Annotated in this window: 20 protein-coding genes and 1 tRNA gene; 11 read left to right on the top strand and 10 right to left on the bottom strand. The window is 61.7% G+C overall.

Annotated elements, in window-relative coordinates; all coding sequences use genetic code 11:
* Positions 1-392 precede the first annotated feature (392 nt).
* Genes M2342_RS03120 through M2342_RS03130 form a run of 3 tightly spaced genes read left to right on the top strand, consistent with a single transcriptional unit; the run spans position 393 to position 2,160 of the window.
* Complete coding sequence (locus M2342_RS03120; RefSeq protein ID WP_264578001.1) at positions 393-1,295, top strand: hypothetical protein; 903 nt, start codon at positions 393-395, stop codon at positions 1,293-1,295.
* A gap of 26 nt (positions 1,296-1,321) precedes the next feature.
* Entirely contained in the window at positions 1,322-1,618 is a 297-nt protein-coding gene (locus M2342_RS03125) for a hypothetical protein (RefSeq protein WP_264578002.1), read from the top strand.
* Positions 1,615-2,160 carry a hypothetical protein gene (locus M2342_RS03130; RefSeq protein ID WP_264578003.1) on the top strand — a complete coding sequence of 182 codons (546 nt, stop codon included), beginning with the start codon at positions 1,615-1,617 and terminating at the stop codon, positions 2,158-2,160. The genes M2342_RS03125 and M2342_RS03130 overlap by 4 nt, the downstream gene beginning before the upstream one ends.
* A 46-nt stretch (positions 2,161-2,206) precedes the next feature.
* Here the strand turns inward: M2342_RS03130 and M2342_RS03135 are convergent, their stop codons facing one another.
* Positions 2,207-2,599, bottom strand: a complete 393-nt coding sequence (locus tag M2342_RS03135; protein WP_264578004.1) for a hypothetical protein — start codon at positions 2,597-2,599, stop codon at positions 2,207-2,209.
* A 166-nt stretch (positions 2,600-2,765) separates the two neighbouring features.
* Here M2342_RS03135 and M2342_RS03140 point away from each other — a divergent pair, with 166 nt between their 5' ends.
* The 3 genes from M2342_RS03140 (at position 2,766) to M2342_RS03145 (ending at position 5,131) form a co-directional block, all read left to right on the top strand.
* Positions 2,766-3,506 carry a hypothetical protein gene (locus M2342_RS03140; protein WP_264578005.1) on the top strand — a complete coding sequence of 247 codons (741 nt, stop codon included), beginning with the start codon at positions 2,766-2,768 and terminating at the stop codon, positions 3,504-3,506.
* Positions 3,507-3,603: 97 nt separating this feature from the next.
* Entirely contained in the window at positions 3,604-3,783 is a 180-nt protein-coding gene (locus M2342_RS17075) for a helix-turn-helix domain-containing protein (protein WP_413715108.1), read from the top strand.
* A gap of 175 nt (positions 3,784-3,958) precedes the next feature.
* Positions 3,959-5,131 (top strand): hypothetical protein, encoded by a 1,173-nt coding sequence (locus M2342_RS03145; protein ID WP_264578006.1) that lies wholly within the window; start codon positions 3,959-3,961, stop codon positions 5,129-5,131.
* Positions 5,132-5,148: 17 nt separating this feature from the next.
* On the opposite strand, the gene M2342_RS03150 is transcribed toward M2342_RS03145, so the two are convergent.
* On the bottom strand, positions 5,149-6,336 hold the full coding sequence (locus tag M2342_RS03150) for a tyrosine-type recombinase/integrase (RefSeq protein ID WP_264579974.1): 1,188 nt from the start codon (positions 6,334-6,336) through the stop codon (positions 5,149-5,151).
* A 181-nt stretch (positions 6,337-6,517) separates the two neighbouring features.
* Positions 6,518-6,609 (bottom strand) — tRNA-Ser (locus M2342_RS03155).
* A 363-nt stretch (positions 6,610-6,972) separates the two neighbouring features.
* On the opposite strand from M2342_RS03155, the gene M2342_RS03160 reads away from it, so the two are divergent.
* A complete protein-coding gene (locus M2342_RS03160; RefSeq protein ID WP_264571391.1) occupies positions 6,973-8,130 on the top strand; it encodes a M23 family metallopeptidase in 1,158 nt (385 codons plus the stop codon).
* Positions 8,069-8,482, top strand: coding sequence for a bactofilin family protein (locus tag M2342_RS03165; RefSeq protein ID WP_264571390.1), 414 nt, complete (start codon positions 8,069-8,071; stop codon positions 8,480-8,482). Before M2342_RS03160 ends, M2342_RS03165 begins: the two co-directional genes overlap by 62 nt.
* A gap of 32 nt (positions 8,483-8,514) precedes the next feature.
* On the opposite strand, the gene M2342_RS03170 is transcribed toward M2342_RS03165, so the two are convergent.
* Positions 8,515-10,095: a peptide chain release factor 3 gene (locus M2342_RS03170; protein ID WP_264571389.1), complete on the bottom strand. Its 1,581-nt coding sequence runs from the start codon at positions 10,093-10,095 to the stop codon at positions 8,515-8,517.
* 405 nt (positions 10,096-10,500) lie between these two features.
* On the opposite strand from M2342_RS03170, the gene M2342_RS03175 reads away from it, so the two are divergent.
* Positions 10,501-12,603 carry a TonB-dependent receptor gene (locus M2342_RS03175; RefSeq protein WP_264578007.1) on the top strand — a complete coding sequence of 701 codons (2,103 nt, stop codon included), beginning with the start codon at positions 10,501-10,503 and terminating at the stop codon, positions 12,601-12,603.
* Positions 12,604-12,786: 183 nt separating this feature from the next.
* Complete coding sequence (locus M2342_RS03180) at positions 12,787-13,323, top strand: hypothetical protein (RefSeq protein ID WP_264578008.1); 537 nt, start codon at positions 12,787-12,789, stop codon at positions 13,321-13,323.
* 31 nt (positions 13,324-13,354) lie between these two features.
* On the opposite strand, the gene pheT is transcribed toward M2342_RS03180, so the two are convergent.
* From pheT to rpmI, 5 genes are all read right to left on the bottom strand, one after another.
* On the bottom strand, positions 13,355-15,757 hold the full coding sequence (pheT, locus tag M2342_RS03185) for a phenylalanine--tRNA ligase subunit beta (RefSeq protein WP_264578009.1): 2,403 nt from the start codon (positions 15,755-15,757) through the stop codon (positions 13,355-13,357).
* A gap of 130 nt (positions 15,758-15,887) precedes the next feature.
* Positions 15,888-17,000 (bottom strand): phenylalanine--tRNA ligase subunit alpha, encoded by a 1,113-nt coding sequence (pheS, locus tag M2342_RS03190; protein ID WP_264571385.1) that lies wholly within the window; start codon positions 16,998-17,000, stop codon positions 15,888-15,890.
* An 89-nt stretch (positions 17,001-17,089) separates the two neighbouring features.
* A complete protein-coding gene (locus tag M2342_RS03195) occupies positions 17,090-17,737 on the bottom strand; it encodes a choice-of-anchor C family PEP-CTERM protein (protein WP_181561531.1) in 648 nt (215 codons plus the stop codon).
* A gap of 152 nt (positions 17,738-17,889) precedes the next feature.
* Positions 17,890-18,252 carry a 50S ribosomal protein L20 gene (gene rplT, locus M2342_RS03200; protein WP_181560727.1) on the bottom strand — a complete coding sequence of 121 codons (363 nt, stop codon included), beginning with the start codon at positions 18,250-18,252 and terminating at the stop codon, positions 17,890-17,892.
* A 12-nt stretch (positions 18,253-18,264) separates the two neighbouring features.
* Positions 18,265-18,468 (bottom strand): 50S ribosomal protein L35, encoded by a 204-nt coding sequence (gene rpmI / locus M2342_RS03205; RefSeq protein WP_014078133.1) that lies wholly within the window; start codon positions 18,466-18,468, stop codon positions 18,265-18,267.
* Positions 18,469-18,730: 262 nt separating this feature from the next.
* Between rpmI and M2342_RS03210 the strand changes: the two genes are divergently transcribed.
* Positions 18,731-19,522, top strand: coding sequence for a universal stress protein (locus M2342_RS03210; RefSeq protein WP_181560726.1), 792 nt, complete (start codon positions 18,731-18,733; stop codon positions 19,520-19,522).
* Positions 19,523-19,559: 37 nt separating this feature from the next.
* Here M2342_RS03210 and M2342_RS03215 read toward each other — a convergent pair whose 3' ends face one another.
* Positions 19,560-22,346, bottom strand: coding sequence for a [protein-PII] uridylyltransferase (locus M2342_RS03215; RefSeq protein WP_264578010.1), 2,787 nt, complete (start codon positions 22,344-22,346; stop codon positions 19,560-19,562).
* Positions 22,347-22,377 lie beyond the last annotated feature (31 nt).

Below are 22,377 nucleotides of genomic sequence, written 5' to 3' on the forward strand. Positions count from 1 at the left end.
GACAACAGCACGGCCATCCCGTCCCTTTTCGATATGGCTTGGCGCTTTCACGTTCGCGTAGCGCAATGGCCGGTTTGCGCTGCGCCGGTTGTGAGGATTATCGGTCATAACAAGTCCTTTCATGTGAACGCGGACAGGCGACGGAAGGCCAGCGAGTGCCGCGCTAAAAATTGGCATTGGACAAACAAAGGCGGTGCAATCGACGCGCATCGATTAGGTCGCCGAAGCTACCACCCTTGATCTCGCTGCCGCATTCGGCATAGTTGAGCGGCCTTCGGTCAGTCCCGAAGGTGAGGCGTCAGAACCTCGAAGCACGAACGCCGGTCGAAAGTTGCTTTCGGCCGGGTGGCCGTCACGCATGTCCAAGGTCCGCCTAAAGGTGGCGGCGCCTTGTGTTCGTGCAGGGTTCTGAACACCCGGCTTTGCCCGGCGCCTCTTTTCAACAGGGAGGCGAGATGACGGGACTATTTCAGAAAGGATCGTGGCAAGGGTTGGTGCGAGGACTGACCCTCGGCATTGTTGCGGCTGGCACAGTGTCGCCAGCGCATGGACAGCCACTTGATCCAGCATCAATGTGCGATCGTCGCGAAGTAATGGATGTATTCCGAAAAACAGTAGGGGACTGGTCCGGCCGACAGGTGTTGCTGGTCAACTGGATGGAACGTAGCCTTGGTCGCCCCGCCATTTGGTCAATGCTCAACACAAAGGCTCTGGCCTACACACAAGCAGCCCAACCAACGTCCATTTGCCAGGCGGATTTCCGATATTCCACAACGCCGACCGCGACGGACCCTGAGTTAGATGATCAATTTAGGATCAACAGCGTCGTCTATAGGGTGACGCTGGCGGCACGCGGCGGCATTCCAAACGTCGAGATTCTCAATCTCCCTCAATCGATCAATACAGCCGCGGATGCTGTGTGGATGGGAGAGCGCATCACACTTTCGAACATTCTTTTGTCCCGCATCCTCAATAAATTGCGCGATGACAAAGCTGTAGCTGGCCGACAAGCGGAAAGAACCGCCCCTGTTGCGCCAACCCCCATTCAACCACAATCCCGCCCTCGCAATGTTGTCAGCGCGCTGGCCGAGACCTTTGGTCAGTACAATAATGAGTTGGAAGCTGAAATGCGCAGGCAAGGTGCTGGCGATATCGTTGATGCCGAGCGTGCACGACGGGCTGCGCTAACGCCGAAAGAACGGGCGGCCGAAGATGCTTGGAACCTTGGTCCTCGCAAAGGCGAAACGATGTGCCGTGAGGAGCATGGCGTCACGCGCTGCAAAACCGGTCGCTAGCGGATCGTCAGGGGGAGGCACGGCTCATGCCATTCATCGTATCGCTTTATAAGTATCTCATTTTCGCATTCTGCTTCGTCATACTTGTCGCTGTGGCATTGGGGCTCATGCTTGTGCTCGGCAATAGCGGCACAGGAATGGAGACGGTGACGCCCTATGCCCTTGCAGGTGCTGCTGCCATGCTCATGATGCTGGTGCTAAGCTTGGGCGGCATCGCGATCCTGATTTCGCTACACGATCGTCATCGCGAGATCGCCGAAGGGATCGACCGCATCGCGAATGCGCTCGAACAGACGCAAGATAAAGGCGGCCCCCACACATGAGGCGCAGCAACGCTCATGTCGGCTGGGGCCTTGCCTTCATAGGGATGGCATTGCTCATCGCAGGGTTCATCTATCTCGGTTTCACGGCGCCCTCGTCAGTGCAGCCAGCCCCGGCCGACTCGACCAATGACGCAATTGCAGAAGATGCCGACAATGGCTTGGTAGAGCCGTCAGCCGTTACACCGGATGCAGATGCGACCGAGGCGCAGGATTTATCGCGGCGAGGCACTTTGCCGCCGGATTTCAGGAAGTACCTCGTCGAGCGCTATTATAGTGAAACGGCCGACGGGAATGCTCAATGCAATGGCAACATTTGGTCGTTCGAACCGGACGGCACATTTGAGATAACGGCCGTGGCTGACGGCGAGATCTCCCGCGGCCGATGGAGACTCCAGGGTGATCGTCTAATGATGAGTCAGATATCGATCACCGACATGGACACCCAAGCGGTGAGGTCGGAAGAAGACGCTGACACCAAGATCAGCTGGCATGACGGCATCCTCATCATCGGATCCATCGCGCTTTACTCATGCCATTTGTGATGGCGAGTAAAGCGCGATGGATGATCCGCCAGAAAATTGCCGAGCTTTATGATGGGTCTGCAAATTCGAAGGACGCCAGCTCAAGGTCGCTGACCAGCTTAAAGTTTGCCGCTATATCACAATAGGCAAAGTGATAGCTCTCGCCTAGGCGCAAAGGCTTTCCGTTAATTGCAAACGATGCAAACCGCTCATCACTCGACGATGGGCATTCTGGATTGGCGCCAAAATCAAGAATCCCACCCTTTTTGAGAATGAACGGCCAGACATCGTCTGATGCCTCCTTGCCCCACCACCCACAGGCTGAAGGCTTTTCTACCCAGTGTCGGTTATGATCCAGGATCAAGTCCGCAACGATGTCGTCGATGCCTGAACCAGGGCATGAAAAGACCGCTCGAACTACTCTCCAAGATCGTCCTTCGCCCTGCTTAACGTCGCTCATTTTTAGTCCTCACACCATCACTCAGAAACATGGCTCGTATTAATCATGCGAAGATTGCCATGGAACAATCAGCGGCCATCGGTCAAAGGCAGATCGCCAAGCCACGTAGTTTCATGTCTGCACAGGCGGTTGGCTCGGAGTTTAGTGCGAGGGGGAAAGGTTAGAGATGACAGAAGAGGTGAGCGATTGGGTTTCTGCATGGGAGGCCCTCAGCAGAGTTCGAGCCTCAAACCACACCGCGACAGCTCAGTCCGATGCCCAAATTGCCGAAGCGCAGTTACGGGATGCACTTTTAAACGGCAGGCTGCAGGCAGCGGCTCGCTTCATTATTCAAGAAGCCGACAGCGAGACACCCCCTAACTTCCACATTGATGAAGCGCGCAATACCCAGCTTATTGCTCATGCTGATCAGGCAAACTCAGAGTTTGCTTTATTTGACGCCATTGTGCCGCATGACTTTTTTGCCATCGGGGAGGGCTGGGAAATCGTCGACATTCAGTGGGAAGTAGGACGGATAGTCGCCACGAGAGCGTCAGGCAAATCTGGTAATCTCACACGCCGGTATCTTGATGGGTTGATATTCAATCGAAAGAGCATCGAAGGTTGGCTCGAAAGTCGAGGCGACGTGACGGAGATTGCTGTCTCCCCCCTGACGAAGGTTTCTAAACACAAAGGAAAAGGCGGGCGTCCACCTAAAATCGAGCAATGGCATCAATTTTGGCAAACAGTTCTCCGGCTTTCCGAAGACGGTAAGCTAAATCTCGAAAATTTCAGAACGCCGGGTAAGTTGCGGGATGCTATCCTATTAGAGATTAATGACGGGCTCGCGGAGTACACGATCCTTCCAGTGGTACGAAAATACATCTGGCACGAATTCGTGGATAAACCTGGATCGATAGATGTTTAAGTAGGTTTGTACCGGTTTACCTCAACAGCATTTTTCAAAATTCGACATCTCACTCCTCGTTCGCAGCATCCCGCTGCGGACGAAAGGAGCTTTTGTTATGCACATTCATAAAAAGACGATCACCGTCGCACAGTTCTGCGAAATGTCCGGTATCGGAAAAACCCTCACATATGAGCTCATTCGTGATGGGCGGCTGAAGGTATGCAAGGTTAACCGACGCACACTCATCACTATGGACAGCGCAAATACGCTGCTTTGTGTCAGCACGGAGCACTGAGCCGATAAGAGATCCTAGACGCATTGTTCCAGGATTAGGCGAACTGCACACACGACGCATTCGTAGTGTGCAGTAGCCCAGTAAGCCCACTCACAACCTAGGTAATATCCTACTCCATAGGCCCATTCCTATGGTCGCAGAGAGGTATTGCCTATTCACACTGGATAAACTGAAAATGAAAAACTTTAAAAAACTATACGCACGCCGCATCGATAAGGGGGCCATCGCTCGCAACAGGAGCAGCCACAATCATCCTCTTATTACCAAGCTCTCGAAGCCAAAGAGACAATCGGGAGCTCGTTCTAAAAAATCAACATTCACCGATGGGCCGGTAAATGTAGAGACCCCCGTCCGTCTTACAGAGGCAGATAACAAGAATCGACAGCCAAAACGTAAGAAGACTGGATTCTACAAATGCAAGGATGTTGGTCAGGTGGCTAAGCTTTTGCAGAGCCAGAATAGAAAACTCCGCATCAAAGGTTTTCGCGCACTTAAGGGGCGCGCTGGGATCCCACGGGAAAGAATCTGCTATCTTAAAAAAATCATGAGAGATTTTCCGTTCTGCGGCGACACGAATCAAATCAATGGTCAGCTTCTGGAGGTAGGTTTCGCGCGGCTCCACACTGATGCAGTGAAATTCATAAGCGGCGGACCCGCTTGTTTGGTTACGCTGATAGATGGCCGATTTACGACCTCGCACCTGCAGCCGAGGATAAACCTCGTTGAGATAAAGCGAAGGGCTGATGCTACGCTTCGACAGATGGCGCCTAACTATCTAGCCTGCATCGAATTCGCCTTATATAACTCCCACAAGCACCCGACTGGAGGCCGGGTGTTGAGTTACCACGTCCACGCTATCATATGGGGAGGTGAAGATCCCTTCAGCCTTGGGAACATCGTAGCTGAGAAGCGTCAAGCCAAGTTTGAGCCCAATTTTTCCGGCGCGGATCCCATTAGAGTTAAGCGATGCGAGACGACCGCAGCTAATCTTGCTCGTGTCCTTGGCTATATGATGAAGGCGCCACATGAGTGCCCATCATTTTATCCGGGCAAGAACGGTCGAAAGGGGAATACGCACCATTCCCCGAAGGGTGATCGGCACCTCTACTACCTTCGGTTGTTGCAACTAAGGTCGCTACACACCTGGGATCAGATGATGTTTGGCAAAGGAGAAGGCGCCCATTTGCGACGGACCGCCCTCAAGCAGATGAAAGACTTGAGCCTTAGCAAGGCGAGAGTTTCCGAGAATTCGCCGCACGCTGACGAGGTTCTCCCCTGGTGGGCGGATTTATACACAGAGATCAAGATCCCTAATTACAAGACGCCTGTCATTATTGCGAGAAAATGACAACATCGGTCGGGGCGTTACGCCCCGACCGGCTTGCCATGACAATGATCGGCCCAAGCCTGCATAATAACACGACGCTTCTCCAAAGCCCTTTGCCTTCGATAAGCTCGCTCCACAGCATTTTGGATCGTATGAGCTAACGACATTTCTATGTCCTCGCGTGCAAAACTGGTAGCCTCGCCAGCCCAATCTCGGAAGGTTGAGCGAAAGCCATGAACCGTGATATCGGTTCGATCCATTCGTTTCAGCAACTGCGCCATCGACATGTCCGACATGGTTCCGCCTCGCGGCGCTGGAAACACCAACTTATCAAGTCCGACGTTATCAGGCTTCACGGTTCTGAGTACCGCCAAGGCTGAGGCGCTGAGCGGCACCTGGTGCGTCTCGCCAGCCTTCATTCGTTCCGCCGGCACCGTCCAAAGTGCTTTCTCCAAATCGACCTCGCCCCATGTCATCCCGCGTGTTTCACCCGAGCGTGCTGCAGTCAGAATTGTAAATTCAAGCGCGCGCGCTGCGACAGCAGGGCGGCTTGCGAGCTCTGCCATAAATGCCGTAACTTCATTGTACGGCAGAGCTGCGTGATGCCGAACTTCCATCTTGCTCCGCTTAGGCAGTAGCAGGTCGAGATGCCCCTTCCCTCGAGCCGGATTCTCTCCTTCACGAAGACCCTGCGCTTTCGCGGCGTCGAGAATGCGTTCAATGCGGCCACGAAGCCTGGAGGCTGTTTCGGCTTTCGACAACCAGATCGGCTTTAATACCTCAAGCACATGCTCTGCTTTGACCTCCGCAATGGGCAACTCAAACATCGGAGCTGCATAGGTCGTCAGCGTGCTTCGCCACTGTTGGCGATGCTTCGGGTTTTTGAAGCCATCTTCAATCGAATCGAGCAGCTCCATCGCAAACGCGCCGAAGGTAACGGTCGGCGTCTTCTCGACTTTGGTCGCCTTGCGCTCAGCGACAGGATCAATGCCCTCAAGATACAGAGATCGAGCAGCCGCAGCCTTTTCTCTCGCTTTGGCTAAGGTAACATCGTGCACCGAGCCGAGGCCCATTTCTCGACGCCGGCCATTCAGCCAGCACACATAGAGCCAAGATCGAGTGCCCGAGTTACGGACGCGTAAGTATAAACCGCCGCCGTCGGAATAGATTCCGGGCTTCGTGAGTCGCTCCACCTGCTTGACGTTTAGTTTGTTTCGAGTGTGCATAAGCCATGGCGGTATGCCGGGCACCGCAATGGATCAAGCCATAAAATCGGTCATAAAATCGGCTGGGGTTGTACACGATTTCTGACGAACGGGCGCGGACACGCGATTTCACGAAAACCGCAGTTTTCTCGAGTGCTGGGGGTTCGCATTAGGTTGAGAGTGATCGCTGAGGTTCAGGATCTGGCGGAGACGGAGGGATTCGAACCCTCGGTAGCCCCTTAAGGCTACGACGGTTTAGCAAACCGCTGGTTTCAGCCACTCACCCACGTCTCCGCGCTCACCGGGGGAAGTGGCGTCCCGTACCGGCTGAGAGCGGCCTATAAACAGGCTGTTCGTGCATGGCAACGCCCGGTGTCGCCTGTTTCTCGAAAGGCTGCAATTTATCGCGCCAACAAGCTCTGGTAGGCATGCGTGACGAAGATCGCAAAATGATGCGACTCGACGCAGTGCCCGGTGGCGGTCTCGTGGCAATCGGACGCGAACCAACGCCGAACACGCGCCGCCGTTCCACTGTCATTCATCGACTCGTCGTGTCCACTTTTCGACTCATCGCAGGGCTTGGCGCCGCGATTCGCTTGCGGAGGGGCGCTCTGGTAGCCGCCGTGGCAATTCAAACGATATAGAACAGAGCAATCCTTGTCCGCTGACAAAACCAATTCCGGGGGTGTGATCGCACGTCTGCTGTCTCTCGCGCCCGAGCGGGAGATTTTTCTCCGCACCGGAGGACGCGTGCGCTTCATCCGTATCTCCACGCGCTTCCAGATCGTCGCTGCCAGCGCGCTGGCAGTGCTGGCTTTGCTCTGGGCCGTCGGCACATTCGCGATCCTGTGGAATCAGGCCAGCCTGCTTCTCGAGCGCGGCCATGTCGCGCGGGATCGGGCCGAGGTTCTCTCCCAGCAGGCCAAGGTGAAGGCCTATCGAGAGTCGGTGAACGATATCGCTCAGGATATCGAGCAGCGGCAGAAGGCCCTCGATGAACTGCTGCGCTCCAGCCTCGGCACGGGGATCGAAGAGGGCGGCGCAGGTGCGCCCGCTGACGGTCCGGAGGTCAGCAAGCCGCTGAGCGCGGCGTCCCCGGAGGCCTCGCGGCTGGAGGCGCTACGGCGTCATCAGGAAGTGCTCGAGACGCGCCTGGCTGGCGCGGTCGAACATCGCCTCGCGGCGGTCGAAAAGGCGATCCGCAGTTTCGGCCTCGATCCGGCCCGCATGGCGGTGCGAGAGCGGGGGCAGGGCGGTCCGTTCATTCCCGTCGCATCGATTGTCGCCGACCAGCCGGAGCTGCGAGATATCGCGCTGCTGCTGACCCGTCTCAACACCATGGAAGCCGCGCTGGCGGCGATCCCCTCCGGCAAGCCGACGGCGGCGCCGATGACCACCAGTTCCTATGGCTATCGGCGTGACCCCTTCAACGGCAGCCTCGCGTTCCATGGCGGCATCGATTTCCGGGGACGCATGGGTCAGCCCATCCTCGCCGCCGCGCCCGGCACGGTGACCTTCGTCGGCACCAAGCATGGCTATGGCAATGTCGTGGAAGTCGACCATGGCAAGGGCCTCTCGACGCTCTATGCGCACCTCTCCGGCTTCAATGCCAAGCCGGGCCAGAAGGTGGCACGCGGCACCCAGATCGCGCGCATGGGATCCACGGGCCGTTCGACCGGCACGCATTTGCATTTCGAAGTCCATGTCCATGGCGCGGCCGTCAATCCGCGTCCCTTTCTGGAGGCACGCAGGGATGTTCTCGAAGTCCAGCAAACGGCCAAGCGGCGCGTCGCCGACAGTGGCAACCGGGGCTAAGCACACGCCGTTCTCGATCCTCGGCAGCGATGTCAGGATCACGGGCAATCTGGAAGCCAGCGTGGATCTGCATATCGATGGAACGATCGAGGGCGACATTGCCTGCGCGGCGCTGGTGCAGGGCGCCGAAAGCCGCATCGCTGGCCATGTGAAGGCCAAGAGCGCCCGGATCGGCGGCCTGATCGAGGGATCGATCACGGCAGAGGAGCTGGTGGTGGAGGCGACCGCCCGGATCACCGGTGATGTGAGCTACGAGCGCATCACCATCGCCACCGGCGGCCAGATCGATGGGCGCATGACGCATAGCGGCCAGCCGACCGAACTCAAGCTGATCAAGAGCGATGTCGGGTAAGTGAGCAGGGAGGCCGGGGCTAACCCCTCCGATCAGCGCTCGCGTGTGGCGCTGAAGCTGATGTCCGGGTTGCGCTCGGCCTGATAGCCCACATCCCATGCCGATCTGGCGAGGAAGACGGGGTTCTCGTCGCGATCCTTGGCCATGCTCGTCCGGTTGATACTGGCGAAGTCTTCCAGCTTCTTGGCCTCCCCGGTCAGCCAGCGGGCCGTGTCGAACGGCGCCGGCTCCAGCACCGCGCCGACCTTATACTCCGCCTCCAGCCGGCTGATCAGCACATCGAGCTGCAGCTGGCCGACGACGCCGATGATCCACTGGCTCCCGATCTCGGGATAGAAAACCTGGATCACGCCCTCTTCGGAGAGATCGTCCAGCGCCTTGCGCAACTGCTTGGTCTTGGTCGGGTCCTTGAGCGCGATGCGGCGCAGGATTTCCGGCGCGAAATTGGGCAGGCCGGTAAAGCGCACATCCGCCTTTTCGCTCAGCGTGTCGCCCACCCGCAGCGTGCCGTGATTGGGGATGCCGATGATGTCGCCGGGGAAAGCCTCGTCGGCAATCTCGCGGTCCTGCGCGAAGAACAGGATCGGCGAGTGGACGGCGATGGGCTTCCCGCTGCCGGAGGGCGTGAGCTTCATGCCGCGGCGGAACTTGCCCGAGCACAGGCGCATAAAGGCAATGCGGTCGCGGTGCTGCGGGTCCATATTGGCCTGCACCTTGAAGATGAAGCCGGTCACGTCGCCGCGTTCCGGCTCGACCGGCGCGGGCTCGGCCGGCTGGGTGCGCGGCGGCGGGGCATGGGCGGCCAGCGCGTCGATCAACTCGCCAACGCCAAAGCGCTTGAGGGCGGAGCCGAAATAGACCGGCGTCAGGTCGCCATGGCGATAGGCGGTCAGGTCGAACGCGGCATAACCAGCCTGCGCCAGTTCGGCCTCTTCCCGCAGGCGCGCAAGACCTGCGGCGGAGAGCACGGTCGCGAGTTTCTCATCGTCCAGGCCGGTGAGCTGGGTAAAGCTGCCGTCAAATTCCTTGCTCGGGCCGACCGGCTGGTAGAGCCGATTGGTGGCAAAATCGTAGATGCCCTCAAACTCGCCGCCCATGCCGACGGGCCAGCTCATCGGGCAGACATCCAGCGCGAGCGCGTCGGCCACTTCATCCAGCAGCGAGAAGCTGTCGCGCCCCTCGCGGTCCACCTTGTTGACGAAGGTGATGATGGGCACGTTGCGCAGGCGGCACACCTCGAAGAGCTTGCGCGTCTGCGGCTCGATGCCCTTGGCGGCGTCGATCACCATCACGGCGCTGTCGACGGCGGTCAGGGTGCGGTAGGTGTCTTCCGAGAAGTCCTCGTGCCCCGGCGTGTCGAGCAGGTTAAAAGTGATCACGCTGCCATCGGGCTGGGTGCGCTCGAAGGTCATGACCGAGCTGGTCACCGAGATGCCGCGCTGCTGCTCGATCTTCATCCAGTCCGAGCGCGCGCGACGATTGGCCCCGCGCGCCTTCACTTCGCCGGCGAGGTGAATGGCGCCGCCGGCGAGCAGCAGCTTTTCCGTGAGGGTCGTCTTGCCTGCGTCCGGGTGGGAGATGATCGCGAACGTGCGGCGGGAAGGGATCGTCATAGCAAGCGTCTTAATCCAGGGAGCGAGCGCGCCGGGCGTGGTCGGGCCGGCAGCAATGTGGCGCTGCTATAGGGGCTGGGGCGGCGATCCTGCAAGGCACGGCTTACGGTGGGGCTGGTGCGGCGTGAGGGCATGGATAAGGCGCACCCTTCCTGTCGGCGCAAGGGGGCTGCGCAGGGGTTTCAAGCGCCGATTGCCCCAAGGGGGTTGACGAGCTGCCGGTAATCGATTGTACTGTAAGCCGGTTGATAAACGTAAATCGGGACGCCACGCGTCGCCGATGACCGTAGCATTTCGGTAACACTCCGCCATAAACTGGTCTGCGCGCGCATCGTGCGTTGGACATTGTCATGCATCTCTCTATGCAATCGATTGCTCGATTTTGTTTTTTGCAGGAGATGGATGATGAAGCGGCTTCACGCCGGTGTTGCGGTTTTGGCACTGATGGCTGTCATGGGTGCAGCGCCAGTTCGCGCACAGCAGACCACCACAAACAGTGTTGATACCGCGCCTGACGAAATCATCGTCACCGCTCAGAAGTCCGGTGTACAGGCGCTGCAGGAAGTGCCGCTCGCCATCCAGGCGTTCAGCGGCGAAGACCTCAAGGAACGCAACATCAACAATATCGCGGACCTCGCCACGGCGATTCCGGGTATTTCCGAGAGCCAGCGCCAGTCGGTCGCCTCGCGCTCGTTCAGCATCCGCGGCGCCGGCGCCGGCGCTGCCAATGGCGACTCGGCTATCGGCTATTATGTCGACGACGTGCCGTTCGTTGTCACCAACTTCGGCATTGCGCCGCCAATCCGCTTCCTCGACCTCGACCGCGTCGAGGTTCTGCGCGGTCCGCAGGGCACGCTCTATGGCCAGGGTTCGGCCGGCGGTGTGTTCATCTTCCACACCCGCGATCCTGACCTTACCGAGATCAAGTTCGCTGCCGAGGCGCAGGCCTCCCAGACGCGCGGGGCCGGTGGCCTCAACTATGGCGTTGCAGGCGTCGTCTCCGTCCCGATCATCAAGGATGTGCTTGCTGTCCGCGTCAGCGGTGGCCACTCCTATAATCCGGGTTGGGCGGACGAATATTACGGTGCGTTCGACGGCACGCCGGACCGCAAGGGCGTGAACGAGGTTCGCGACGACGACATTCGCGTGGTCGCGCTGTTCCGTCCGGTCGACAACCTCAATATCCGCGCGCAGTACTGGCATTTCCGTCCGCGCCAGCAGTTCCTGGGCGGTCTCGCCTCGACCCAGCCGCCTTATTACGCGAACACGGCGGCGCAGCCGAGCTTCGGCAATGGCGACTTCAAGCTTTACAGCCTGTCGGCCGGTCTGGACTTCGATACCTTCTCGATCTCTAGCGCCACCACTTATCTCAAGGGCAATTTCGGCATTTACGTGCCGATCGCGCCGGCGGGTGCCTTCTCCAGCCAGTTCTTCCCGGACATGTTCAGCCAGGAAGTGCGGATCAACTCCACGACCGACGGCCCATTCCACTGGCTGCTCGGCGGCGCCTATCAGGACGGCAGCGGCCCGCAGGAAAACTATCTGCGCATTCCCGTTGCGGGCATCGACACCAATGCCGACAACAACACCATCACCAAGAACTGGGCGGTGTATGGCGAACTGGGTTACGACCTGTTCGACGGCAAGCTGCGTCCCCGGGTTGGCCTGCGCTATTATCATGACAAGCGCACGTTCGAAGACGCCAACACGACGAACACGAACAAGAAGAATGTGACGACCTGGCGCGTCAATCTCTCCTATGTGCCCAATGATGATCTGACGGTGTTCGCCACGGCGGCGACCGGCTTCCGTCCGGGCATCGTCCAGTCGCAGATCCAGGCGGACCTGCTTGCGGACGTCGGCATCCCTGCCGGCACCCAGACCCGTCCCGAAAGCTCGACCAACTATGAGGCCGGCATCAAGTGGCGCTCGCCCGATCGCACGCTCAACGTCGGGTTGAACTTCTACATCAACAAGCTCGAGGACATGCTGACGCCGACGCCGACGCTGGACGCGAACGTCTCTGGCTTCTCGAACTTCGGTGACGGCACCAGCAAGGGCGTCGATATCGAGATGCGCTGGCGGACGCCTCTGGACGGGCTGACGCTGAGCGCAGTCGCGAACATCAACCAGGGCAAGTATGACACGGTCGATCCCGCCGTGCAGGCGCGCCTGCCGTACCTGCGTCCCGGTACGCGGCTCGTCAACACGCTCGAGGAAAATGCCCGCGTGGATGCGACCTATGAGACATCGCTAGGCGGTGACCTCAACGGCCTGTTCAACGTCGCATGGACCTACAATGGCAACCGCCTCCAGACCAACGGCGAGTATGTGAAGGCCTATAGCGTATACAGCGCCAATATCGGTCTGCGGTACAAGGCATATGATCTAACGCTGTTCGGCGAAAATCTCGGCGATTATGATGGTGCTGTGCTCACGCTCAATACCTCCAGCATCCGGGTGACGCCGCGCACGATCGGCGTGCGTCTGCGCGTCAACTATCAGTGATCCGGTCACGGGCCTGGTGACACGCCCGGCCGTCAGATGAAAAGGGCGGGCGCGGCGAAGGCTGCGCCCGCCTTCTTTTTGGTGCTATCCGCCGGCAGAGATCGTGCAAAGCGGCGGGAACCAGATGGCAGGGATCGCAATTCTGCAGGCACCGCAGCTGTTGCGGTCGGAGACACGGTCATCATGAACAGGCTTATCCGCGCCGCCCTTCTCAGCGCTGTCCTTGCGGCAGGTCCCGCCTTTGCGCAGGACGAACCGGAGAAGGAGGACAAGACAGCGCAGAAAGCGGGCGAGATCGTGACGCAGCCCGCGCGCGACGTGGGCATCGAGAAAACGAAAATCCCCGAGGTGCTGGCCCGCGCTGTCGAGCAGCCCTATGCGCCGGCCGGCAAGGGCTGCCGCGCGGTGATCGACCAGATCGCCGAGCTGAATGCGGTGCTGGGCCCGGACTTTGACGCCAACAGCAAGGCCAATGAGAACAAGTTCGGCAATCTCGCGGCTGCCGGTGGCGCGGCGATCGTCAACTCGATCATTCCGTTCCGGGGTCTCGTTCGCGAAGTGAGCGGCGCGGCAGGGGCCGAGCGTCGCCTGCAGGCCGCCATCAACGGTGGCGTCGCGCGCCGGGGCTATCTGCGCGGGCTGGCGGTCAGCCGAGGCTGCAAGCTACCCGTGCCGCCGGCACCCGCTCCGGCCGAGGAGGAGAAGCGGAAAGCGGACTGATCGGCCCGGACTTCCGCCGCTCCTCTGGTTCTTATCCGCGCAGTGTCGCGCCCTGTTTGGTGGCTGCGGCCACCACGCGATCAGCGATGGCCTTCAACTCTTCGTCCGTGAAGCTTTTTTCGCCGGGCTGCAGTGTGACTTCCACGGCGAGGCTCTTCTGCCCTTCCGGGACGCCCTGCCCGGCGAAGAGATCGAACAGGCGCGCATCGACGATGGCGTTCTTGTCCGCCCCCCGCACGGCGCGCACCAGCGCGTCGGCTTCCAGATTCACCGGCACGAGGAACGCGAAGTCGCGGGTAACGGCCTGCAAGGCCGGCGGCGCATAGGCCGTGCGCATGAATGTGGTCTTCTTGGGCACGGGAATCGCATCGAGCTGGATTTCCGCCGCAACGACCGTGCCATCGAGATCGAAGGCGCGAGCGAGGCGCGGGTGCAGCACGCCATAAGCGGCAAGCACATTTTTGGGGCCAAGGCGCAGCGTGCCGGATTGGCCGGGATGATAGGCATCGCCAGCCTCGCCCATCATCTGCAGGCGTCCGGCAGGCGCACCGGCGGCCGTCAGCAGCGCAATGACCTCCGCCTTGATGTCGAAGGCATCGAACGGGCGGGCCTTGCCGCCCTGCCAGCCGCGCGGGCTCTTCTCGCCGGCCATCAGGATGCCGAGGGTCAGCTTCTCGTCGCTGCTGCCATCATCGGCGCGGAAATAGCGCCGGCCGATCTCGAACAGGCGGATCGAGGATGCCCCGCGATCGGCATTGCGTCGCGCGGCGGAGAGCAATCCGGCGAGCAGCGTCGGCCGCATCACCTTCATATCTTCGCTGATCGGGTTGGCTAGCGTCCAGTCGCCGCCACCAAAGGGCGCGGCTTCACTTTCAGAAATGAAGGACCAGTTGATCGCCTCGTTAAGGCCGCGAGCGGCAGCCGCGCGACGGGCGCGGCGCTCGATGAGCTGCAGCGGCGTTGCGGTCGGGCGGGCGACGCCCGGTGTGCGGGGCAGGGGCACGGACGGGACGTTGTCCAACCCTTCGATCCGCACGACTTCCTCGACGATATCGGCGGTGCCGTGGATATCGCGGCGCCATGTCGGGATGGTGATCCGCCAGTTGGCGCCGGCCTCCACGGTGAAGCCGAGCGCCGCGAGGATCGCCTGCTGGCGCTCCGCGCTCACCGTCATGCCGGCCAGCGCATCGACCATGTCGGGCCGATAGCCCTCGATGACGCGCGGCTCTGTCGGCGGGGTGCCGGCGCGCGTCGCCTCGGTGGGCGTCCCGCCACACAAAGCGAGAACCAGCCGCGTCGCGATGTCCAGCCCCTCATCCAGGAACGCCGGGTCCACCCCGCGCTCGAAGCGCTGGCGGGCATCGGAGGTGAGGCTGAGCGCCTGCCCCGTCCGCGCGATGCTCTCGGGCGTGAAATAGGCGCATTCGATCAGCACATCGCTGGTGCTCTCCTGCGCGCCGCTATGCTCGCCGCCCATGATGCCGCCGATATCGTGAACGGCGGAGGCGTCCGCGATCACCGTCATGCCCTCGGCCAGCGTATAGGTCTTGCCGTTGAGCGCCAGCACCTGCTCGCCGGCTTTCGCCTTGCGGGCGACGAGGCCGCCATCGAGGCGGGCCATGTCATAGACATGCAGCGGGCGGCCAAGGCCGATCATGACGAAGTTGGTGATGTCCACCAGCGCGCTGATCGGCTTCTGGCCGATGGCCTTCAGGCGCCGCTGCAGCCATTCCGGCGAGGCGCCGTTGCGCACGCCGCGCACCGCGCGGGCATAGAAGGCCGGGCAGCCATCGGCATCGTCCGTGCGCACGTCCGGGCCTGCGCCCTGCGCGTCGATCGCCGGGAGCTGTCCGATGATGTCATCGAGCGGCCGCAGCGTGCCGAGGCCCTTGGCAGCGAGATCGCGCGCGATGCCGCGCACACCCATGCAATCCTGCCGGTTGGGCGTGACCGAGACCTCGATGACCGGATCGTCAAGCTGCGCATAGTCGGCAAAGCGCGTGCCGATGGGCGCGTCCGCAGGCAGCTCGATGATGCCCTCATGATCTTCGCCCAGCTCCAGCTCGCGGGTGGAGCACATCATGCCGTTGGATTCAACGCCACGAATGGCCGCGACCCGCAGCACCATGCCATTGGCCGGCACCGTGGCGCCGGGCAGGCCGAACACGCCGACCAGACCGGCGCGGGCATTGGGGGCGCCGCAGACGACCTGCAGCGGACCATCGCCGGCATCGACGCTTAGCACCTGCAGCTTGTCGGCCTGCGGATGCGGCGCGGCCGTGAGAACCTTTGCGACGCGGAAGCCATCGAGTTTCTCGGCGGGGTTTTCGACGCCCTCGACCTCAAGGCCGATATCGTTGAGCACGCGCAGGATTTCCTCCAGCGAGGCGCTGGTGTCGAGATGGTCCTTGAGCCAGGAGAGGGTGAACTTCATGCGCGGGCTCCGGGATTGCCGGTAAGATCAAACCCGTGCTCCTGCGAAGGCAGGAGCCCAGGGCGGTGAAGGACGGCGGCTGCGCCCTGGGTTCCTGCTTCCGCAGGAACACGAACTCGCAAGAAATGGCTCATGCGCCCACTCCTCCGCTCAGCGTAGGCACATCCAGCGCGGAGAAGCCGTAATGGCGCAACCAGCGCAGATCGCCGTCGAAGAAGGCGCGGAGGTCGTTCATGCCATATTTGAGCATGGCGAGCCGGTCGACGCCGGTGCCGAAGGCAAAGCCCTGCCACTCAGCGGGATCCAGCCCGCAATTGCGGATGACATTGGGGTGGACCATGCCGCTGCCGAGCACTTCCATCCAGCCGCCATTTTCCGCATCGCCGCTGCCGCCGATGACGCGCTGGCCCTTCTCGATAGTGTAGCCCACGTCCACTTCCACCGAAGGCTCGGTGAAGGGGAAGTAGCTGGGGCGCAGGCGCAGGACGATGTCCTCACGCTCGAAGAACGCCTTGAGGAAGGTCTCCAGCGTCCATTTGAGGTGCCCGAGGTGAATACCCTTGTCGATCACCAGACCTTCGATCTGGTGGAACATCGGCGTGTGCGTCGCGTCGCTGTCCGAGCGGTAGACGCGGCCGGGCGCGATGATGCGGATCGGCGGTGGCGTGCTCGTCATGGTGCGGATCTGCACCGGCGAGGTGTGGGTGCGCAGCAACATGGCGGCCGGATTGCCGTCTCCGCCGGTCGCGCGGGCATTGTCGCCGAAGTAGAAGGTGTCGTGCATCGCGCGCGCGGGGTGCGTCTCGGGGATGTTGAGCGCGGTGAAGTTGCGCCAGTCATCCTCGATCTCCGGGCCGGTAGCGACCGCGAAGCCCAGATCGGCGAAGATCTCGGCCAGCTCGTCCATCACCTGGCTGACGGGATGAATGCTGCCCGGCGGCGGCAGGTCCACCGGCAGCGTCATGTCCAGCGTCTCGGAGGCGAGGCGGGCATCGAGCGCTGCCGTTTCAAGCGCGGTCTTGCGGGCGGCGATGGCGCTCGTCACGCTTTCGCGCAGGTCGTGGATCGCGGGGCCTTGCTGCTGGCGCTCTTCCGGGCTCATCCGCCCTAATGTCTTGAGCAGGGCGGTGATGGCGCCGCTCTTGCCCAGCGCGCTGACGCGCAGCGCTTCCACGGCATCGAGGGTGTCGGCGGCGGCGATGTCGGCGATGAGGCCGTCCTTGAGGGATGTGACGTCGGTCATGGCCGCGTCCGCTAGCCTAATTCACCGCAAACGAAAAGGGCGCCGGCATGCCGACGCCCTTTCCTTTGATGGTTGCGACCCGGTTTCGATCAGGAGAACTGAACGACCGACTGACGACGACGCAGCGTGCTGCCGATCAGCGCGAAACCGCCGAGCATCAGCGCCCAGGTCGTCGGCTCGGGCACCGGCACCGCGCTCATCGCGGTAACTGTCACGCCATCCAGCGCCGGGCCGGTCCAGGGCGAGTCGGTCATCGACGCAAAGCTGAGCGTCGTGAGGTTGCCCGAGGCCGTGAAGGTGTAGGTGTAGTTGGTCCAGCCCATGTTGGTCTTCGAGAAGCCCGTATTGTCGAAGCTGAACAGCTGGCCGTCATTGCCCGTCGCGGCGACTTCCAACGTCTTGACCGCCGGCCCGCCTTCGGGATTGCCGGCCATCAGGAAGTCGACATTGTAGGTCATGCCTTCAATGGTATCGAACGTCTGTGCGATCGCGCCCTGGGCGCTGCCGTTCAGATCGATACTGCGGCTGCCGCTGCCCGACTGCCAATAACCACCGATCAGCTCCACATTGCCGGATGTGATGGTCCAACCCGTCAGGGCCGTGCTCTCGGTGCCCAGGCGGAGGAAATAGGTGCCTGGGTCATTGCCGGTCTCGAAATCGCCGTTGATGAACGTTGCTGCCTGCGCAGCGGACGGGAGGGCGAGCGTCGCCGCGACCCCCAATAGCAGTCCCTTCATTTGGTTCTCCACTTATAGTCCCACGCACTCGCAATGCTGCAGTGCAGAAAAGGTTTCCGACGTGTTAACCAAAATTCCAGAGAGTCCCGAAAATGATACAAAAAGGGCGCCGGAAGCATCCGACGCCCTCTTCGCGATGATTGTGCAGATGCTCAGGCTGCGGGCAGGGCCGCGCGCGCCTGGGCAATGATGCCCTTAAACACATCGCCTTCATGCATGGCGATGTCGGCCAGAACCTTGCGGTCCAGTTCGACGCCCGCCAGCTTGAGGCCGTGCATGAACTGGCCATAGGTCAGGCCTTCCATGCGGACAGCTGCGTTGATGCGCTGGATCCACAGGGCGCGGAAGCTCCGCTTCTTCACCTTGCGGTCGCGATATGCGTACTGGCCAGCCTTTTCGACAGCCTGACGCGCGATGCGGATCGTGTTCTTGCGACGGCCATAATAGCCCTTCGCCTGATCCAAAATCCTCTTGTGCTTCGCCTTGGTGGTTACACCGCGTTTGACACGTGCCATGTCGCCTGCTCCTTACTTGAGGCCGTAGGGCGCCCAGAGGCGCACGTGAGCGACATCCGCGTCGGAGAGAACCTCCGTACCGCGATTCTGGCGAATATACTTCGCGTTGTGGCTGATCAGGCGGTGGCGCTTGCCGGCGACACCATGCTTGACCTTGCCGGTGGCGGTGAATTTGAAGCGCTTCTTCACACCGCTCTTGGTCTTGAGCTTGGGCATTTTCGTCTCCTTTGTCTTAGCGCAAGCACCCTGGAGGATGCTCGCAGACGATTACGGACGAACACGGCAGCCCTTACTGGCCGGCCCGTCCTTGCGGTCTTCCATAGGACATGGAAGCGCGGGCGTATAAGCGCGGCCGCGCGCCGACGCAAGCCCCTTAGGTGCGGGCCTGATTTGACTCCGGTCAACGACTCCTCGCCCCCATCGCATTAATATGGCACCAGTTTCGCACGATCCTGATGCGGTGAACAAGGAGGCTGCCATGAAGACGGTGATGGTTCTGATCCATGACGACCCGAGTCAGGAAGCGCGCCTGCAAACCGCGCTCGACATTGTGCGCGCGGTCGAGGGGCATCTGCTGTGTCTCGATGTCGTCCAGATTCCCATGATTGCGGACGGCTTTGGCGCGGGCGGCGGCACCGGCGTGCTGATGATGGATGAGCGCGACCGGGAGGACAAGAATATCGAGGCGCTCGAACCCCGGCTCGCCAATGAAGGCGTGAGCTATGAGTGGGCGCGCGTGCAGAGCCAGTCCGACGAGGGCATTACGGACAATGTCCGGCTGGTCGACATGATCGTCGTCGGCAAGCAGGCCTTCGGCGCGGTGAACGAGACCGGGGACACGGCCTCGCGTCTCGCGGCGCTGACCTCCGCGCCGGTCCTGCTGGTGCCGACGGAGCAGAAGCGCTTGGATCTCTTCGGCAAGGCGCTGGTCGCCTGGGATGGATCACGCGCGGCCGATGCCGCGCTGCGGGCGGCGATCCCGCTGCTGCGCATGGCCAGCGAGGTCGAGGTGGTGACGATCGGGGAAGGGGAAGGCGACCCGGACGAGGCGGCCGCCTATCTTGACCGGCATGGCTGCAAGGTCGTCAGCCGGCGCCTGCCCAAGGCTGGCGCGGTGAGCGACCAACTGATCGAGGCCATGCGGTCCTCCGGCGCGAGCTGGGCGGTGATGGGCTGCTATGGCCGCAGCCGCCTGCGCGAGCAGCTGTTCGGCGGCACGACGCGGACGCTGCTGGCCAAGGCGCCGATCCCGATCCTGCTTTCTCACTGAGACGCCAGCCGAGGCGCGCCCCGCAATGGGGCGCGCCTCAGTTGGCCATGGCGAAACTGTTGGTGTCGATCAGTTCGCCGGCCTGATTGCCGGCGGCTTCGATCAGCCGCCGTTCGAGTGTGGCGAGGCGGGTCTTGCTCTCCAGCTTTCCGCCCAGAAGATCGGTCAGATAGAAGGTGTCGACGGCGCGCTCGCCGAAGGTGGCGACATGCGCGCTGTGGACCATGGTCTTGGACTGGAATAGCGCAAAGGCGAGGCTGAGCAGCAGGGCAGGGCGGTCGCGAGCCATGACTTCCACCACGGTGAAGCGGTTGGAGGCCTTGTTGTCGATGAGCACCTGCGGCACGATCTGGAAGGCTTCGGCCCGCCGACGGGCCAGCGGGCGCTCGTCCAGCTTGTGCATCAGCTTGTGGCGGTTGAGCAGCGCGTCCTCGATATAGGTCTTCACCCGCTGCAACTGCTCGGGCGCATCGAAGCGCCCGCCAAGCGGGTCCTGCACCAGGAAATTGTCGAGCGCCGTGCCATCCTTGAGGGTGTGGATGCGGGCGTCGATGATGTTGCCGCCGGCCAGATGAATCGCCCCGGCGATCCGGTAGAACAGCCCGGGATGATCCGAGGCGTAGACGGTGACCAGCGTCGCGCCGCGCTCGGGATAGGAACGGGCATCGATGGAGAGATCGGACTGGCCGGCGTCCAGCAGATGCTGTGCGTTGCGCTCCAGGATGTCCTGCGATTCGGCGATCCAGTAGGATTGCGGGAAACGCTTCACCAGCCGGTCGAAGGCCTTGTCGTCCAGCGCCAGGCTCGCGCGCAAGGCGTCGCGCTTCTCCTCGATGCGCTCCTGACGGCCCCGCTGCTTGTGGCCGGGGCGGATGACCTCCTCGGCGGAGTCGTACAGCTCGGCGAGGAGCTGGCGCTTCCAGCTGTTCCACACGCCCGGTCCGACCGCGCGGATGTCGACGATGGTCAGGATCACCAGCAGCCGCAGCCGCTCCGGGCTCTGCACCACTTCGGCGAAGTCGAGGATGGTCTTGAAGTCCGAAAGGTCGCGCTTGAACGCGGTTGCGGACATCAGCAGATGATAGCGCACCAACCAGGCGACGGTCTCGGTCTCGGCATCGCTGAGGCCCAGGCGCGGGCAGAGCTTGGTCGCCACCTCCGCGCCCAGAATGCTGTGGTCGCCGCCGCGCCCCTTGGCGATATCGTGCAGCAGCACCGCGACATAGAGCACGCGGCGGGAGATGATCTTCTCGATGATCGCGCTCGCTAGCGGATGATCGACCTTGAACTCGCCCTTTTCGATCTGGGAGAGCAGGCCGATGGCGCGGATGGTGTGCTCATCCACCGTATAATGGTGGTACATGTCGAACTGCATCTGCGCGACCACGCGGCCGAAGTCCGGCACGAAGCGCCCGAACACCCCGGCCTCGTTCATCCAGCGCAGCACCTTTTCCGGGTCGCGGGGCGAGGTAAGCACGTTCATGAACAGCGCATTGGCCTGCGGGTCTTCCCGCTCCTTGCGAGTAATCAGCACCGAATCGCGGTTGAGCGCGCGCATTGCATCCGGGTGGATCTCCAGCCCGTGCTTGTCCGCCAGCGAGAAGATCTCGATCATCCGCACCGGCTGCTCGCGGAAGAAATCATCCTCGGGAATGGTGATCCGGCCCCGCTCCAGCACGAAGCCATCGAGCTTGCGCGGGCGGTTGAACATCGCCGGGATGTAGCGCCGGCCGCGGCTGGCCATCTTGTCATCGAGGTGGGCGAGGAACACCCCGGTCAGGTCGCCGACGGTCTTCGCCATCAAAAAATAGAGGTGCATGAACCGCTCGACGGCGGACCGGCCGCGCTTGGGCGAGAAGCCCATGCGCTCGGCGACTTCGATCTGCAGATCGAAGGTCAGGCGGTCCTCCGCGCGCCGGGAGATTTCGTGCATGTGGCAGCGCACGGCCCAGAGGAAATTCTCGGCCCGCTGGAACTGGGACAGCTCGGCGCGGGTCAGCAGGCCCACATCCACCAGCTCCGCGACGGTGCGCACCCGGTTCACATATTTGCCGATCCAGAACAGCGTGTGCAGATCGCGCAGGCCGCCCTTGCCCTCCTTGATATTGGGTTCGACGACATAGCGGCTGTCGCCCATCTGCTTGTGCCGGGCATCCCGCTCCGCCAGCTTCTCGGTGACGAAGGTCTTGGCCGTGCCCTGCATCACATCCTTGTCGAAGCGAGCGACGCATTCGTCGTAAATGCCCCGGTCGCCCCACACGAAGCGCGATTCCAGCAGGGCGGTGCGGATGGTGAGGTCCGACTTCGCCATGCGCACCGTCTCGTCGATCGAGCGGCTGCTGTGCCCGACCTTGAGGCCCAGATCCCACAGCGCATAGAGCATGCTCTCGATGACCTGCTCGGTCCATTCGGTGGGCTTGTAGGGCGTGAGGAAGCCGATATCGACATCGCTATAGGGCGCCATTTCACCGCGCCCATAGCCGCCCACCGCAACCACGGTCAGCCGCTCGGACGCGGTGCGGTTGCTGATCGGGTAGAGGTGCTTCACTGTCGCATCGAAGAGCAGGCGGATGATCTGGTCCATCAGGAAGGCCTGCGCCGTCACGGCGTCGCGCCCGCGCGTCGGGTTGCGGGCGAGGCGGTGGGAGACTTCCTCCCGGCCCTTGGCAAGCGCCTCGCGCAGCGCCGCGACGATCACTTGCCGGCGCGCGGCGGTATCGCTCAGTTCGGTTAGCTGGGCAGTGAGCGCATCGGCAATCTGGCGGCGATCGATGATCGCACGGCGGCCGGGCAGCGAATCGGGCACCTTGTTCATGGGTGCCATATAAGCGCGCTTTGCCGCAGTTGCAGGTGCA

This window comes from Sphingobium sp. B8D3A (assembly GCF_025961995.1).
GTDB lineage: Bacteria > Pseudomonadota > Alphaproteobacteria > Sphingomonadales > Sphingomonadaceae > Sphingobium.